The 16,690-nt window shown below is 64.2% G+C and carries 16 protein-coding genes; 15 read left to right on the forward strand and 1 reads right to left on the reverse strand.

Annotation, left to right across the window (positions count from 1 at the left end):
- The first annotated feature begins 14 nt into the window (after positions 1-14).
- From hflK to IVB41_RS32030, 4 genes are all read left to right on the forward strand, one after another.
- On the forward strand, positions 15-1,151 hold the full coding sequence (gene hflK, locus IVB41_RS32015; RefSeq protein WP_247402015.1) for an FtsH protease activity modulator HflK: 1,137 nt from the start codon (positions 15-17) through the stop codon (positions 1,149-1,151).
- A complete protein-coding gene (gene hflC, locus IVB41_RS32020) occupies positions 1,148-2,044 on the forward strand; it encodes a protease modulator HflC (RefSeq protein ID WP_018454336.1) in 897 nt (298 codons plus the stop codon). Before hflK ends, hflC begins: the two co-directional genes overlap by 4 nt.
- Positions 2,045-2,115: 71 nt before the next feature.
- Positions 2,116-2,322, forward strand: a complete 207-nt coding sequence (locus tag IVB41_RS32025) for a DUF2065 domain-containing protein (protein WP_007600979.1) — start codon at positions 2,116-2,118, stop codon at positions 2,320-2,322.
- Positions 2,323-2,466: 144 nt separating this feature from the next.
- Entirely contained in the window at positions 2,467-3,966 is a 1,500-nt protein-coding gene (locus tag IVB41_RS32030) for a Do family serine endopeptidase (protein ID WP_027570797.1), read from the forward strand.
- Positions 3,967-4,097: 131 nt separating this feature from the next.
- Here IVB41_RS32030 and serB read toward each other — a convergent pair whose 3' ends face one another.
- Positions 4,098-5,003 carry a phosphoserine phosphatase SerB gene (serB, locus tag IVB41_RS32035; protein ID WP_027570798.1) on the reverse strand — a complete coding sequence of 302 codons (906 nt, stop codon included), beginning with the start codon at positions 5,001-5,003 and terminating at the stop codon, positions 4,098-4,100.
- A gap of 11 nt (positions 5,004-5,014) precedes the next feature.
- Between serB and miaA the strand changes: the two genes are divergently transcribed.
- From miaA to IVB41_RS32090, 11 genes are all read left to right on the forward strand, one after another.
- A complete protein-coding gene (gene miaA, locus IVB41_RS32040; protein WP_027570799.1) occupies positions 5,015-5,971 on the forward strand; it encodes a tRNA (adenosine(37)-N6)-dimethylallyltransferase MiaA in 957 nt (318 codons plus the stop codon).
- Between the two features lie 330 nt (positions 5,972-6,301).
- Complete coding sequence (locus tag IVB41_RS32045; RefSeq protein ID WP_027570800.1) at positions 6,302-8,077, forward strand: acetolactate synthase 3 large subunit; 1,776 nt, start codon at positions 6,302-6,304, stop codon at positions 8,075-8,077.
- A gap of 4 nt (positions 8,078-8,081) precedes the next feature.
- Entirely contained in the window at positions 8,082-9,065 is a 984-nt protein-coding gene (locus IVB41_RS32050; RefSeq protein ID WP_247438454.1) for a threonine dehydratase, read from the forward strand.
- Between the two features lie 23 nt (positions 9,066-9,088).
- Positions 9,089-9,631 (forward strand): acetolactate synthase small subunit, encoded by a 543-nt coding sequence (gene ilvN / locus IVB41_RS32055; RefSeq protein ID WP_027519532.1) that lies wholly within the window; start codon positions 9,089-9,091, stop codon positions 9,629-9,631.
- A gap of 3 nt (positions 9,632-9,634) precedes the next feature.
- Positions 9,635-10,324, forward strand: coding sequence for a class I SAM-dependent methyltransferase (locus IVB41_RS32060; protein WP_027570802.1), 690 nt, complete (start codon positions 9,635-9,637; stop codon positions 10,322-10,324).
- 69 nt (positions 10,325-10,393) lie between these two features.
- On the forward strand, positions 10,394-11,287 hold the full coding sequence (locus IVB41_RS32065; RefSeq protein WP_027570803.1) for an EamA family transporter: 894 nt from the start codon (positions 10,394-10,396) through the stop codon (positions 11,285-11,287).
- 2 nt (positions 11,288-11,289) lie between these two features.
- Positions 11,290-11,892 carry a LysE family translocator gene (locus IVB41_RS32070; protein ID WP_027570804.1) on the forward strand — a complete coding sequence of 201 codons (603 nt, stop codon included), beginning with the start codon at positions 11,290-11,292 and terminating at the stop codon, positions 11,890-11,892.
- A 147-nt stretch (positions 11,893-12,039) separates the two neighbouring features.
- Positions 12,040-13,059, forward strand: a complete 1,020-nt coding sequence (gene ilvC / locus IVB41_RS32075) for a ketol-acid reductoisomerase (RefSeq protein WP_007600992.1) — start codon at positions 12,040-12,042, stop codon at positions 13,057-13,059.
- 476 nt (positions 13,060-13,535) lie between these two features.
- A complete protein-coding gene (locus IVB41_RS32080; RefSeq protein ID WP_247438456.1) occupies positions 13,536-14,387 on the forward strand; it encodes an SDR family oxidoreductase in 852 nt (283 codons plus the stop codon).
- Positions 14,388-14,449: 62 nt separating this feature from the next.
- Positions 14,450-14,740 carry a DUF1330 domain-containing protein gene (locus tag IVB41_RS32085; RefSeq protein ID WP_027570806.1) on the forward strand — a complete coding sequence of 97 codons (291 nt, stop codon included), beginning with the start codon at positions 14,450-14,452 and terminating at the stop codon, positions 14,738-14,740.
- Positions 14,741-14,972: 232 nt separating this feature from the next.
- Positions 14,973-16,685 (forward strand): sulfatase-like hydrolase/transferase, encoded by a 1,713-nt coding sequence (locus IVB41_RS32090; RefSeq protein WP_247438458.1) that lies wholly within the window; start codon positions 14,973-14,975, stop codon positions 16,683-16,685.
- Positions 16,686-16,690 lie beyond the last annotated feature (5 nt).

The raw sequence follows: 16,690 nt of genomic DNA on the forward strand, positions 1-16,690 counted from the left end.
GAGGAGAGCGTCGAATGCCGTGGAAGAATCAGGGCGGTGGCCCATGGGGCTCGGGTCCGAAGGGACCATGGGGCAACGGCCCGCAACCGGTCGGGCCAAGGCCGCCGGATCTGGAAGACCTTCTGCGGCGCGGCCAGGACCGCCTCCAGCAGATCATGCCGGGCGGCTATTTCTCCGGCATCGGCATCACGCTGATTGTGCTGCTCATCGTCGCGTTCTGGCTGCTGTCGGGCTTCTTCCGGGTGCAGTCCGAAGAGCTCGGCGTCGTGCTGCGCTTCGGCAAGCATGTTCGCACCGTGGAGCCCGGCCTGAACTACCATCTGCCCTATCCGATCGAGACCGTGCTGCTGCCGAAGGCACTGCGTGTGTCCACCATCTCCATCGGCATGACGCTGATCGACGATCCGGCGCGGCGCGGCCGCTCCATTCGTGACGTGCCGGAAGAGAGCCTGATGTTGACCGGCGACGAGAACATCGTCGACGTCGACTTCACCGTGCTCTGGCGCATCAAGCCCAACGGCGTCGGCGATTTCCTCTTCAACATCCAGAATCCCGAGGGCACCGTGAAGGCGGTCGCCGAGAGCTCGATGCGCGAAGTGATCGGTCGCTCGCAGATCCAGCCGATCCTGACCGGCGCGCGCAATGTCACCGAACAGGGCGTGCAGGAACTGATCCAGAAGACCCTCGACAGCTACGGCGCCGGCATTCAGATCAGCCAGGTGCAGATGCAGAAGGTCGACCCGCCGGCGCAGGTGATCGACGCCTTCCGCGACGTCCAGGCGGCGCGCGCCAATCTGGAGCAGCTGCAGAACGAGGCGCAGACCTATGCCAACCAGGTCGTGCCGCAGGCACGCGGACGGTCGGCGCAGATCATGCAGGCCGCCGAAGGCTACAGGGAGCAGACGGTCGCCGAGGCCAAGGGCCAGAGCTCGCGCTTCCTGAAGGTTTACGAGGAATACAAGAAGGCGCCCGACGTGACGCGTGAACGGATTTACCTGGAGACGATGGAGCGCGTGCTCGGCGGCTCGGAAAAGCTCATCTATGATGGCGGCCAGTCGGGCCAGGGCGTGGTGCCTTATCTGCCGCTCAGCGAACTGACGACCAAGCGGCCACCTGCAACCGGCCAGCAGACGACCGGAGGCAACCGATGAGATCTCCGGTCACAGGCATCGTCACGCTGCTCGGCCTCCTGCTCGTCGTGATCGTGGGCTACATGTCCCTGTTCACGGTGGCGCAGACCGAGCAGACCATCGTGCTGCAGTTCGGCAAGCCCGTCGACGTCGTCACCGCTCCCGGCCTGCACTTCAAGGCGCCGTGGAATTCGGTGATCAACATCGACAAGCGCATCCTCGATCTGGAGAACCCGTCGCAGGAAGCGATCGCGTCCGACCAAAAGCGGCTCGTGGTCGACGCCTTCGCGCGTTACCGCATCAAGGACGCGCTTCGCTTCTATCAGAGCATCGGCTCGATCCAGGCCGCCAACATCCAGCTCACCACGCTCTTGAACGCGGCGCTACGCCGCGTGCTCGGCGAGGTCACCTTCATCAACGTGGTCCGCGACGACCGCGAGAAGCTGATGCAGCGCATCCGCGATCAGCTCGACCACGAGGCCGACGGCTACGGCATCCAGGTCGTCGACGTCCGGATCCGCCGCGCCGATTTGCCGGAGCAGAACAGCCAGGCGGTCTATCAGCGCATGAAGACGGAACGCGAGCGCGAAGCCGCCGAGTTCCGCGCGCAGGGCGGCCAGAAAGCACAGGAGATCCGCTCCAAGGCCGACCGCGAGGCGACCGTGATCGAGGCGGATGCAAGGTCGCTGGCCGAGCAGACGCGCGGCGTCGGCGATGCCGAGCGCAACCGTCTGTTCGCCGAAGCCTACGGCCAGGACGCGGATTTCTTCGCCTTCTACCGCTCGATGGCGGCCTATGAAACCGGGCTGCGCGCGAACGACACCCGCTTCCTGCTGCGCCCGGACTCGGATTTCTTCCGGTTCTTTGGTAACCCGTCCGGCAAGACGGCGACCACGACGCCAGCGAAGCCGTAAGTGAGACAAGGGCGGCAGGTCTGGCCGCCCTTCGTTCAGACAAGAACAGCACAACGGGAGGTTCCAATCCGATGAGGTCCATTGCGTTCACCGACTTCCTCATCGGTTTGGGCATCCTGTTCGTGCTGGAAGGCTTGATGTTCGCGGCAAGCCCGGCCTGGATGCGCAAGGCCATGAAAAGCGCGATGGCCACGCCGGACAATGTCCTGCGGGCGGTCGGCATCGGTTCGGCCGTAGCCGGCCTGGTCCTGATCTGGGTTATGCGACGTCCAATTTAGCCGTCGCACCAACGCCAAAGTGAAGGCGAGGGACCGGTTTTCGCCTTATTGTCCGGGTCTTGAGGCCCGTTAAGGTCCGCGCTTGCGCCGTCCCCCCGTTCGAGCGCAGTCTTGACGCCGAATCCTTGTTTCCTGGAGATCACAATGACCGCTGCCACCATTGCCCCGACCCGTTTGCGCTTAGGGCTGGCCGCGCTCGCCGTTGGCGTTTTCAGCGCATTCGGCACACCGGCCTATGCGCGCGGACCGGATGGCATCGCCGACGTCGCCGAGAAGGTGATCGACGCGGTCGTCAACATCTCGACCTCGCAGACCGTCGAAGCCAAGGGCGGGGGCGGCGGCAATGCCATGCCGCAACTGCCGCCCGGTTCGCCCTTCGAGGAGTTTTTCGACGACTTCTTCAAGAATCGCAAGGGTCCCGGCGGCGGCAGCAAGGGCGGCGAGAATAGCCCGGCGCCGCGCAAGACCAACTCGCTCGGAAGTGGCTTCATCATCGACACATCAGGCGTCGTCGTCACCAACAACCACGTCATCGCGGACGCCGACGAGATCAACGTCATCCTCAACGACGGGACCAAGATCAAGGCCGAGCTGGTCGGAGTCGACAAGAAGACCGACCTTGCCGTACTCAAGTTCAAGCCGTCGAAACCGCTGGTGTCGGTGAAGTTCGGCGATTCCGACAAGCTGCGCCTCGGCGATTGGGTCGTCGCGATCGGCAATCCATTCAGTCTCGGCGGCACCGTGACGGCCGGAATCGTCTCGGCGAAGAACCGTGACATCTCCTCAGGTCCCTACGACAGCTACATTCAGACCGACGCTTCCATCAACCGCGGCAATTCCGGCGGTCCGCTGTTCAACCTCGATGGCGACGTCATCGGCGTCAACACGCTGATCATCTCGCCCTCCGGGGGCTCGATCGGCATCGGCTTCGCCGTACCGTCGAAGACGGTGGCGGGTGTCGTCGACCAGCTCCGCCAGTTCGGCGAATTGCGCCGCGGCTGGCTGGGCGTGCGCATCCAGAGCGTCACCGACGAGATCGCCGAGAGCCTCAACATCAAGCCGCCGCGCGGCGCGCTGGTTGCCGGCGTCGACGACAAGGGCCCGGCCAAGCCGGCCGGCATCGAGCCCGGCGACGTCGTCGTCAAGTTCGACGGCAAGGACGTGAAGGACCCCAAGGATCTCTCTCGCGTGGTCGCCGATACCGCGGTCGGCAAGGAGGTCGATGTCGTCATCATCCGCAAGGGTCAGGAGGAGACCAAGAAGGTCATGCTCGGCCGGCTGCAGGATCCCGACAAGGTGCAGGCCGCAGTGAAGACCGACGAGCCCGCACCTGAAAAGACCGTGACACAGAAGGCGCTCGGCCTCGATCTCGCGGCGCTGAGCAAGGATCTGCGTACGCGCTACAAGATCAAGGACAGCGTCAAGGGCGTGGTCGTCACCAATGTCGACGCTAATTCGGATGCCGCCGAGAAGCGCCTCTCCGCCGGCGACGTCATCGTCGAGGTGGCGCAGGAGAGCGTCTCCAGCGGCGCCGACATCCAGAAGCGGATCGACCAGCTCAAGAAGGACGGCAAGAAGTCGGTGCTGCTGCTGGTCTCGAACGCCGACGGTGAGCTGCGCTTCGTGGCGTTGAGCGTGCAGTAAGCACGGCGCAGTTCTGTAGGGTGGGCAAAGCGAAAGCGTGCCCACCACTTTTCCACCACTGCTGCAAGAGTGGTGGGCACGGCGCAAATGCGCGTTTGCCCACCCTACAGCAGTTGGGCGTGCGGTAAGACTTACGCCTCCACGAACTCCTCGCGTCGATACCCCTGCGCGTACAGCAGCGCGGTGAGATCGCCATGATCGATCCGCGCCGCCGCAGCGGCGGCCACCGCGGGCTTGGCGTGATACGCCACGCCCAGCCCCGCCGCCTGGATCATCGCGAGATCATTGGCGCCGTCGCCGACCGCCAGCGAGTCGATGTCGTCGAGATCGAACGACTCCATTAGATCCACCAGCGTCGCGAGCTTTGCCGCGCGCCCCAAAATCGGCTCCTTCACCTCGCCGGTGAACTTGCCGTCGCGGACGACGAGCTCGTTGGCGCGGTTCTCCTGGAAGCCGATCCTGGTGGCGACCGCGCTGGTGAACAGCGTGAAGCCGCCGGAGACGAGGCAGGCATAGGCGCCATGGGCGCGCATGGTCGCGACCAGTTCGCGACCACCCGGCGTCAGCGTAATGCGCTTGGCCAGCACCTCGTCGACGGCACTGGCGGGGAGGTCCTTCAGCAGCGCAACGCGCTCGCGCAGCGCCGGCTCGAACTCGACCTCGCCGCGCATTGCGCGTTCGGTAATGGCTGCCACATGGGCCTTCACCCCGACGAAATCGGCGAGCTCGTCGATGCATTCCTGGCCGATCATGGTGGAATCCATGTCGGCGAGAAAAAGCTTCTTGCGCCGGAAGCCGACTGGCTGCACCACGATGTCGATGGGCAGGTCGCCGCGAAGCTCGCGGAGCCGCTGTTCGATGGCGTGACGGTCGCCTTCGAGGTTACTGTCGGCGCCGAAGGGGATATCGACTGCAACCCCGTCGAACAGCCAGTGCGCGGGAGCTGCCTGAGGCAGCACGGCGCGGGCGCCGTCGACGATGGTGGAGTCGAGCGCGGGGTTATTCGGGTTGCAGATCAGCGTGGCAACGAGGGACATTTGAGGTTTTCGTGAGCGAGGGGCAAGTCGGCAGAAGGCATGTTGGCAAGGCGGTGCTTATCGCAGGCCCGACCGCCAGCGGCAAGTCGGCGCTGGCGCTCGAGCTTGCGCTCGCTGCGGGCGGGGTCGTGATCAATGCCGATTCCATGCAGGTCTATCGCGACCTCCGCATCATCACCGCGCGCCCCACAGATGGCGACGAGGCGCGGGCGCCTCATCGCCTGTACGGCCATGTCGATGCGGCCGTGAATTTTTCGGCTGGCGCCTGGGTGGGCGACGCGGCCAAGGCGCTCGAAGTGGCGAAAGCCGAAGGCCGCCTGCCGATCTTCATCGGCGGGACCGGGCTGTACTTCAAGGCGCTGACGGCGGGCCTTTCCGTGGTACCGCCGATCCCCGCCGAGGTGCGCGAGGACGTTCGAGCGCGACTGGAGCGGAACGGCGTCGAGGCGCTGCATGCGGAACTCGCAGCCTCCGATCCGCGAGCCGCCGAGCGATTGAACCTGCGTGATCGCACGCGCATTGCGCGCGCGCTCGAAGTGGTCGAAGCCACCGGCCGCTCGCTGCTGGACTGGCACCATGAGGGCCAGCCGCCTTTGCTCCCCGGGGACAGTTTTCGCGCGGTGTTCCTCGCGCCCGAGCGCGACGAGCTCTATGCGCGCATCGACGCCCGTTTCGACGCCATGTTGGGTGCCGGCGTGCTGAAGGAGGTCGAGCGTCTCGCCGCCCGAAACCTCGATCCGCTGCTGCCGGCGATGAAGGCTCATGGTGTGCCGGCGCTGATCCGGCATCTGCGCGGTGAGCTCAGCTTGGAGCAGGCGGCAACCATCGGCCGCGCCGACACCCGCCACTACGCCAAGCGACAGTTCACCTGGTTCCGGCACCAATTGCCCGAATTCGAGTGGGTGAAGCCCGGGGAGACGCGGGGCTGGCTGGCGGCGATCGTGAACGCGGCACTGGACCAAGGCTGACACGCTTTTGTGCCTCCGCTCCCGAATTTACCTCTCGCCCATCCCCGGGAACACCGCTACACTGCCAAAATCGCGCGGGAACGGCTGCATTGCCTTGACATCGGGGCGCCGGCCGCTATGTTTCGCGCAACCTTTGGGAAGCTGGGCGCCTGCCATGCGTAACATTATTACCAAACTCCTTATCGCCGTCGTACCCAGGCACACCGCCGGGGGTGGCTAGCTGCCATCCACATGACAGGCGGTGTGCATGGGCCCTCTTCGGGGCCTTTTTTATTTCCGAAAACCCGACACGAACGAAGCCGCTGACAACAGCGCATCCGGAGCAAGCCAATGAGCGACAAGAGCCACGATCCGAACCAGATGACCGGCGCCGCGATGATCGTCCGCGCGCTCATCGATCATGGCGTGACCGACATTTTCGGCTACCCCGGCGGCGCGGTGCTCCCGATCTACGACGAGATTTTCCAGCAGAGCGAAGTCCAGCACATCCTGGTCCGCCACGAGCAGGGTGCGGGTCACGCCGCCGAGGGCTATGCGCGTTCGACCGGCCGGCCCGGCGTTGCACTGGTGACCTCCGGTCCCGGCGCCACCAACATGGTGACGCCGCTCACCGACGCGCTGATGGACTCGATCCCGCTGGTCTGCATCTCCGGCCAGGTGCCGACGCATCTGATCGGCAACGACGCGTTCCAGGAATGCGACACCGTCGGCATCACGCGCCCCTGCACCAAGCACAATTGGCTGGTGCGCGACGTCAACGATCTCGCAAAGGTGCTGCACGAGGCCTTCTACGTTGCGACCACGGGGCGACCGGGCCCGGTGCTCGTCGACGTGCCCAAGGACGTGCAGTTCGCGACCGGCACCTATCATCCGCCGCGCAAGTCCGACGTGCATCGCTCCTACGCGCCGCGGGTGAAGGGCGATGCGACGCAGATCCGCAAGGCCGTGGCGCTACTCGCGGGCGCCAAGCGCCCCGTGATCTACAGCGGCGGCGGCGTGATCAATTCCGGCCCTGAAGCCACCAGGCTGCTGCGCGAGCTGGTCGAAGTCACCGGCTTTCCGATCACCTCCACGCTGATGGGCCTCGGCGCATATCCCGCGTCGGGCAAGAGCTGGCTCGGCATGCTCGGCATGCACGGCACCTACGAAGCCAACATGACCATGCATGATTGCGACGTCATGCTGTGCGTCGGCGCGCGCTTCGACGACCGCATCACCGGCCGCGTTGACGCGTTCTCGCCGGGCTCGAAGAAGATCCACATCGACATCGACCCGTCCTCGATCAACAAGAACATCCGCGTCGACGTGCCGATCATCGGCGACTGCGGCAACATTCTCGGCGACATTCTTCAAGTGTTCAAGGCGGAGGCGAAGAAGCCCGACATCAAGGCCTGGTGGCAGCAGATCGCGCAGTGGCGGGCCCGCAACTCGCTCTATTACAGGAAGAGCAACGACGTCATCCTGCCGCAGCACGCGATCCAGAGCCTGTTCGAGGCGACGCGCGGCAAGGACACCTACATCACCACCGAGGTCGGCCAGCATCAGATGTGGGCGGCGCAGTTCTACGGCTTCGAGGAGCCGCATCGCTGGATGACCTCGGGCGGTCTCGGCACCATGGGCTACGGCTTGCCGGCCGCGGTCGGCGTGCAGGTTGCCCATCCCGACAGCCTCGTCATCGACATCGCGGGCGATGCCTCGGTGCAGATGACGATGCAGGAGATGTCGACGGCGGTGCAGTACGAGCTGCCGATCAAGATCTTCATCCTGAACAACCAGTACATGGGCATGGTGCGGCAGTGGCAGCAGCTGCTCCATGGCAACCGCCTGTCGCATTCCTACTCGGAGGCGATGCCGGATTTCGTCAAGCTCGCGGAAGCCTATGGCGGCGTCGGCATCCAGGTGCACAAGCCCGGCGATCTCGACGGCGCCATCCAGGAGATGATCTCGGTCAAGCGCCCGGTGCTGTTCGACTGCCGCGTCGCGTCGCTGGAAAATTGTTTCCCGATGATCCCCTCCGGCAAGGCGCACAACGAGATGCTGTTGCCGGAGCAGGCGAACGACGAAGCCACCGCAAAGGCGTTCGCCGGCGGCAAGGCGCTGGTGTGATGTGATGTTCGACCTGAACGAGCTCGAACGCGCGCATGCGATCGTGGGGCAGGCGGTGCCGCCGACGCCGGCGCACGCCTGGCCGCTGCTCAGCCAGCGGCTCGGCACGCAGATCGTGGTCAAGCACGAGAATCATGCGCCGACGGGCGCCTTCAAGGTGCGCGGCGGGTTAGTCTATCTTGATCGGTTGAAGCGCGAACGGCCGAACATTCCGGGCATCATCTCGGCGACGCGCGGCAATCATGGTCAGAGCCTCGCCTTTGCGGCGAGCCGCCATGGTGTGCCTGCCGTGATCTATGTGCCGCGCGGCAATTCGGTCGAGAAGAACCGCGCGATGAAGGCGTTCGGCGCCGAGCTCGTTGAGCATGGCGAGGACTTTCAGGCCGCACGCGAGGAAGCCGGGCGCCACGCGCAGTTCGCCGGGCTGCACATGGTGCCGTCGTTCCATACGGACCTGGTGCTGGGCGTGGCGACCTATGCGCTTGAATTGCTCCGGGCCGCGCCCGATCTCGACATCCTCTATGTGCCGATCGGGCAGGGCTCGGGGATCTGCGGCTGTATCATGGCGCGCGATCTGCTCGGCCTGAAGACCGAGGTCGTCGGCGTGCAATCGACCGAGGCGCCGTCCTACGCGCTGTCGTTCGCGGCCGGTCATGCCGTGACGACCGAGACCAGCAATACGCTCGCGGACGGCATGGCGACGCGGATTCCCGATCCTGAAGCGCTCGCGGTCATCCTCAAGGGCGCCTCGCGTATCGTCCAGGTGACGGACGATGAGATCGCGCTCGCGATCCGTGCGCTCTGGACCGACACGCACAATCTCGCCGAAGGCGCCGGCGCCGCCGCGCTCGCCGCAGCGCTTCAGGAAAAGACCAAGCTACAGGGCAAGCGCGTCGGTCTCGTGCTGTCCGGCGGCAATATCGATTTCGATCTGTTCCGCGGTTGGGTCGGCACGGAAGCGCCGGTCGCTCGTCGGGCGACGGCGTAACGACGAGAATGAAGGGGACGACAATGAACCAGCCCGCATCCGCCTATTTCATCGAGGAACGCCACGATCCGAACGAGACGCACACGCTTTCGGTGCTCGTGCAGAACGAGCCCGGCGTGCTCGCGCGCGTCATCGGCCTGTTCTCGGGGCGCGGCTACAACATCGAGAGCCTCACGGTCTCGGAGACCGAGAGCCAGAAGCATCTCTCGCGCATCACCATCGTCACGACGGGCACGCCGATGGTGATCGAGCAGATCAAGCATCAGCTCGACCGCATGATCCCTGTGTATCGCGTCGTCGACATGACGCTGACGAAACGCTCGATCGAGCGCGAGCTTGCAATGGTCAAGGTTCGCGGAGAGGGCGAGCATCGCGTCGAGGCGTTGCGGCTGGCGGACGCGTTTCGCGCCCGCGTGATCGACGCCACCACCGAGAGCTTTGTGTTCGAGATCACAGGCAACACCGACAAGATCAACCAGTTTATCGACCTGATGCGTCCGCTTGGCCTCGTCGAAGTGTCGCGCACCGGTGTTGCCGCGATTGGTCGCGGGCCTGAAGGAATGTGAGCGATGCTGGCGCGCGACTGGTATTACAACGAGCGGAACCGGATGGGGATCGGGCCTGCAGTGGCCTCGATCTACGACAGTCACGACGATGCCGATCTACGGGCGCGCGCGGCGCTGAAAATTCTTGGGGTCCAACGCGGCTGGCGCATCGCCGACATCGGTTGCGGCAACGGCGTGCTCGCGACCGAGGCCGCGCTGATGGGCGCCGAGGTCGACGCCATCGACATCTCGCCCGCGATGCTGGCGCTCGCCGAGATCTACGCGCGCGACCGCAAGGCGCCCGTCCGCACGCAGTCCGCCGGCCTGCTCAGCTTCGCCTACCGGCCGGAATCCTATGACCTGATCGTCAGCGAGTTCACGCTGCACCATCTGCCGGATTTCTGGAAGGCGGTGGCCATGTCGCGGATCTATCGCGCGCTCAAGCCCGGTGCCACTTTCTATTTGCGCGACATCGTCTACGCCTCGATGCCCGATGCGCTCGAGCGCGACGTCGAGCAATGGGCCGACTTTGAGATCAAGAATCACGATGTCCCGCGTGAAAGCGTCGTCACTCACATGCGCGACGAATATTCCACTTTTGGCTGGGTCATGGAACGGATGCTGACCGACGTCGGCTTCACGCTGGTCTCGGCCGATTATCACGCCCCGATGCACGGCACTTATCTGCTGCGGAAACCCAATTCTTCCATTTAAAGGCCGGCGAGCAAGGCTCGACCAGAACAACAAACAGGGCTGCACGACAGGGCAGAACCGGGAACGACAATGAAGCCGGCCGACATCCTCATCGCCATCCTGGTGGCGGTCATCTGGGGGCTTGCCTTCGTGGCGAGCCGGATCGCGCTCGACGAATTTTCGCCGGAGCTGATGACGGCGATGCGCTTCACCATTGCCGCGGTGCCGTGCCTGTTCATTCGCAAGCCGAAGGTTGCCTGGTCGCTCCTGATCGCGATCAGCTTCACGCTCTTTCTCGGCCAGTTTCTGAGCCAGGCCTATGGCATCGCCCATGGCGTGCCGGTGGGGCTGACCAGCGTCGTCGTGCAGAGTCAGGCGCTGTTCACGATCGGCTTTGCCGCGATCGCATTCGGTGAGCGGCCGACGCCGGTGCAGACGCTGGGCATCGCCATCGCAGCAATCGGTCTTTTGATGATCTGCGGCACGGTCGGCTATGATTTCAGCATCGGTGCCTTCGCCGTGCTGATGATCGCGCCGGTCAGCTTTGCGGTCGGCAATATCCTGCTGCGCGGCGCCCGCGGCGTGCCGATGTTCGATCTGTTCGCCTGGTTGTGCCTCGCCACCGCGGTCCCGCTGTTCGCGCTCACGCTGATCGTCAACGGACCGACGCCGACATGGCAGTCGCTGATCCACATGTCGCTCACCGGCCTCATTTGCCTGCTGTTGATCGGCGCCATCTCCACCAGCATCGCCTATTGGCTGTGGGGCCGGCTGCTGCGTGACTATCCCCCTGCGCAGGTGGTGCCGTTCGCGCTGCTGGTGCCGTTCGTCGGCTCGGCCGCGTCCAGCATCGTGTTCGATGAGCGGTTCGGCCCGCTGCGCCTCGCCGGCATGCTCACCGTGATCGGCGGTATCGCGGTGATGGTGCTGGCGAAACGCCCCGAGGCGTTACCAAGAACCGCAGCCGAAGGCCGCGTGAGGTGAGCATGTCCCAGTCGCTGCTGTATGCCTTCCTCGCCTTCATGGCCGTGATGTATTTCACGCCTGGGCCGAACAACATCATGTTGCTGTCCTCGGGGCTGACCTATGGCTTCCGGCGCACGATACCCCACATCGCAGGCGTGGTCATCGGCTTCGCCTTCATGATTGCAGCGGTCGGCCTTGGGCTTGGCACCGTCTTCCTGGCCTATCCGATCCTGCAGACCATTTTGAAATATGCCGGCGCCGCCTACTTGCTCTACCTGGCCGCCGTGATCGCTTTCTCGGGCCCGGCCAAGCCGGACGAGGGGGATGGCCGCGGCCCGATGACTTTCCTGGGCGCCGCCATGTTCCAATGGATCAACGCCAAAGGCTGGGTGATCGTGATCGGCACCATCACCGCCTATGCGGCGATCGCCCAATTCCCGCTCAACATCGCGATCCAGACCTTGATCAGTCTGCTCGTGGGCACGGTCTCGACGGTGGTCTGGGCCTTCTTCGGCACCGCACTGCGGCCCGTCCTGACCTCCGTGCGGCTGGTCCGCGCCTTCAACATCCTGATGGCGATCCTGCTGCTGGCGTCGCTCTATCCCGTCGTCATGGATGCATGATGCCCCGGCTTTCCATGCAGAAACGGGTTTCCCAGGGGGCCGAAAATGCTCTAGACAGCCCCCGAAATCCGCAAATTTCACCGTCCGAGACCTGACTGACAAGACCTGACCAACGGCCGATTCCGGCCCCTGAACGAGGAAACGACCATGCGTGTTTATTATGATCGCGACGCCGACCTGAACCTGATCAAGGGCAAGAAGGTCGTCATCGTCGGCTATGGCAGCCAGGGCCACGCCCATGCGCTGAACCTGAAGGATTCCGGCGTCAAGGACGTGGCGATTGCGCTTCGCAAAGGTTCGGCCTCGGCCAAGAAGGCGGAAGCTGCCGGCTTCAAGGTGATGGAAGTCGCCGAGGCCGCCAAATGGGCCGACCTCGTCATGATGCTGACCCCGGACGAGCTCCAGGGCGACATCTACCGCGAGCACCTGCATGACAACATGAAGAAGGGCGCAGCGCTCGTCTTCGCGCACGGTCTCAACGTCCACTTTAACCTGCTCGATCCGCGCGCCGACCTCGACGTGCTGATGATCGCGCCGAAGGGCCCCGGCCACACCGTTCGTTCCGAATACCAGCGCGGCGGCGGCGTGCCCTGCCTGATCGCGATCGCCAAGGATGTCTCGGGCAACGCCCACGACCTCGGCCTGTCCTATGCCTCCGCTGTCGGCGGCGGCCGTGCCGGCATCATCGAGACCACCTTCAAGGAAGAGTGCGAGACCGACCTGTTCGGCGAGCAGGTGGTGCTCTGCGGCGGTCTGGTCGAGCTGATCAAGGGCGGCTACGAGACCCTGGTCGAAGCCGGCTACGCCCCGGAGATGGCCTATTTCGAGTGCCTGCATGAGGTGAAGCTGATCGTCGACCTGATCTATGAAGGCGGCATCGCCAACATGAACTACTCGATCTCCAACACCGCCGAGTACGGCGAGTACGTCACCGGCCCGCGCATCGTCACCGACGAGACCAAGAAGGAGATGAAGCGGGTTCTGAACGACATCCAGTCCGGCAAGTTCGCCCGCGACTGGATGCTCGAGAACAAGGTCAACCAGACCTCGTTCAAGGCGACCCGCGCCAAGCTCGCCGAGCACCCGATCGAGGAAGTCGGCGCCAAGCTGCGCGACATGATGCCCTGGATCAAGAAGGGCGCGCTGGTCGATAAGTCGAAGAACTAAGTCGCGGCCGTTCGGATGCGGCGTATCGGTTACGCCGCATCCGGACACGCGAGCGAAAACACAAGCTTCGCTCGCCAAACCAATTCTTAAATCTTTCGCGGCTATATTCGAGCGAGATCGCAACCAGCGGTCTCGCTCTTTTCGTCTCGCGCGAAGCATTGCTGCTTCATTCAAATTCTTCGCGAGCTGAAGTGCTCCCTGAGCAGGAAGAACTGACGCTCAAACCACATTCTTGGTCTCGCGTTGTTTTTCGGAATTTCTCAGAAGCTCCCGATCCTCAAAAGCCGAGCGTCTTCAGAGTCAAAGATTCGGCTCTTCATCCATATCTTCACACTGCAATCGATCTCACGTCGCGACGTTCCCGCCTCGCTTCAACTTAAGAACTGACATCGGCGGCGTCTCCTTGAGCGGTGGACGGCATTGCGCCGCGGCACGTTTCCACTGCATGATCGCGGGAGCTCTTCGGGGGAAAGACCATGCGATCCGTCGTCGTCACCGGCGCGTCCACCGGCATTGGCTGGGCCATTGCTAAATTTCTGATCGGGCGCGGGTATCGTGTTTTCGGTAGTGTCCGCAAGCAGGCCGATGCGGACCGGCTCACGGGTGAATTCGGTGCGAACTTCACGCCGCTGCTGTTCGACGTCACCGACGAGGCGGCGGTCCTCGCGGCTGCGCGAAAAGTCCGCGAGGCGCTGGGCGGCGAGACGCTGGCCGGTCTCGTCAACAATGCCGGCGTCGCGGTCGCCGGTCCCGTGCTCGAATTGCCGGTCGACGACTTCCGCCGGCAGATGGAGATCAACGTCATTGGCCCGGTCATCGCGACGCAGGCCTTTGGGCCGCTGCTGGGCGCCGACCCGTCGTTGAAGGGGCCGAAGGGCCGGATCGTGATGATCAGCTCGGTCGCGGGCAAGAACGGCAATCCCTTGTCGGCGCCTTACAGCACCTCCAAGCACGCCATCGAAGGCCTGTCGGAGAGCTTGCGCCGCGAGTTGATGCTGTTCGGCATCGACGTCATCATCGTCGCCCCCGGCGCGGTGAAGACGCCGATCTGGAGCAAGGCCGAGCAGATCGATCTCTCGGTCTACCAGAACTCGCCTTATCTGCCGGCGCTGAACAAGGTCATGGCGTTCATGATGAAGCTCGGCGAGACCGGGCTGCCGGCCGAGCGGATCGCCGAGGTCGTTTTCGAGGCGCTCACCGCCGAGAGGCCCAAGGTTCGCTACCAGATCACGCCGGACCGGATGCGACATTTGATGACGGCCGCGCTGCCCAAGCGTGTGGTCGACCGTATCATCGCCAAGCGGCTCGGGCTGCTGCCGCAGGGCTGAGCCTCCGAGGCGAGACCATTGCCAGACAGGTGATCGATTTCCGATCGTGGGAGCGTCTTGAGATGCCGGCTTATGTGATTTTCGACGTCGAGATCAGGGATTTGCAGCAGTACCAAAGCTTCATGTTGGGCGTGAAGCCCGCCCTGGAGGCCGCTGGAGCCAGGTATCTGGCGCGAGGGGGCGGCCACAAGGTCTACGAGGGAGACTGGCAGCCCCGCAGGATCGTTCTGCTGGAATTCCCGTCCGTCGCAGCCTGGGAGGCGTTCTACACAGGCGCGACCTACCAGGGACTCAAAGCGGTCCGGGATGCTTGCAGTTCTGCCCGCCTGGTCAGCGTCGAGGGCCTCGACTAGACGGCAAATCGGTTCTGCACCGCGGGATTTGCCCTGGGGACGGATTGGATGCGGAGACCAATCGGCTTCCGCTAACATTAAGCGAAGGTCGGATCGCGACGCGCGTTGCTTGTCCGTGACCGTTCAATTACAGTTTTATGACACGGTGCAGGCCTTCCGGCTGCGCCGAACGCCGCAGGCCCGGTCAGCCGGCTCGGCATCACCGTGCCGGACCAGCAGTTGCGTGTCGTCGATGGCGTCCGCGCCGAATCCAGGTCCTTCTGCCACAACCGCCGTGCTGGCGAGCGTCGCCGCGCTCGGCATCTGGCGGCTGCTCGCGGTTGCGGCGCCGCATCTCGCGGCGCTCGTCCTGATGTGCGAGACCGAGACGGATTTCGGCGCACGGCTCTCCTTCGTGCTGGCCTGGGGCATCCTCAATTTCTTCTGGATCGCGCTACTGCGGCGGCCGGCGCTCTCGGGTGCGCTGTCGCTGACCATGGTCGTGGTGCTGGTGCTGCTGTCGCGGCTGAAGCACGACGTCGTGCAGATGACGGTCAACTTCATCGACCTGATGATGATCGACCGCGACACCGTGGCGTTCCTGTTCACGATCTTCCCGAATCTGCGCTGGTCGGTGATCGGGGCTGGCCTCGTCACGCTGCCGCTGATGTATGCGCTGTGGTGGCTCGACCCGTTCCGCATCCGTAGGCTACCGGCACTCGCCTGCAAGCTCGCCTGCCTCGCCGCGCTGGTCGGCTATTCGCTCTATCATCCGGACGAGGCCTGGCGCGGCTATTACGACGACGGCTATCTCTCGAAGTTCTTCCGCTCCGGCGTCAGCGCGGTCTCCGACTTCGCGCAATACGGCTTCATGGAGTCGGCCGCTTCGACCAACGAACGGCTCAATACGCCGCTGGTCGATGCCTGCCATCCCGCCGGCCGGCGGCCGAACATCATCATGGTCCATGATGAATCGAGCTTCGACATCCGCGCCGCGCAGGGCATCAAGGTGCCGACCGGCTACGGTAGCCATTTCAAATCCTGGGACGGCAAGGAGCGCGCGTTTCTGGCCGAGAGCAATGGCGGGCCGAGCTGGTTCACCGAATACAATGTGCTCGCGGGGTTGTCGTCGCGCTCGTTCGGCCGCTTCGCCTATTTCGTGACGCGCATTGCAACAGGCCGTGTCGAGCGCGGCCTGCCGCTGGCGCTGCGCCGCTGTGGCTACGACACGATGTCGCTCTACCCCGCCAATGGCGGCTTCATGGCCGCGCGCAGCTTTCAGGTGACGACCGGCATCGAACGCTTCCTCGACTCCAAGGATCTCGGCGCCAAGGATGTCGAGCCGGATAGCTTCTTCTACGACAAGGCGCTCCGGCTGATGGGTGAGCGATCGCCGAACAAGCCGCTGTTCACCTTCATCTATCTCGGCGCCAATCATTTCCCCTGGGAGACGCGCTTCCGCCCGGATCTGCTGCCGAACTGGCGCGCACCGGGCAATGTGCCGTCCATCGACGAATATCTGCGTCGGCAGGCGATGAGCGCTGAGCAGTACAAGGCTTTCCTCGCGGGCTTGAAGAAGAATTTTCCCGGCGAGCCTTTCCTGATCGTGCGCTATGGCGACCATCAGCCCGAGTTCGCGCCCGGTATCCTCGAGCCCGGGCTCGACGAGGGTGCAATCGGCAAGAAGCTCGACGCCTACGACCCACGTCTCTACGCGACTTATTACGCGATCGACGCCGTCAATTTCGAGCCGGTGAAGAGCGAGGCCGTGATGGACACGGTCGATGGTCCGTATCTGCCACTGGTCATCCAGGAAGCCGCCGGCATCCCGCTCGATCCGTCCTTCGCCGAGCAGAAGGAGATCATGCTCCGCTGCAAGGGCATCTTCTACGGCTGCAAGGACGGCGCCGAGGCGCGCCGGCTGAATCGGCTGCTGATCGATGCGGGGTTGATCCGGGGGCTGTAGCCGGC

The sequence above is a fragment of the Bradyrhizobium sp. 44 genome (assembly GCF_023073095.1).
GTDB lineage: Bacteria > Pseudomonadota > Alphaproteobacteria > Rhizobiales > Xanthobacteraceae > Bradyrhizobium.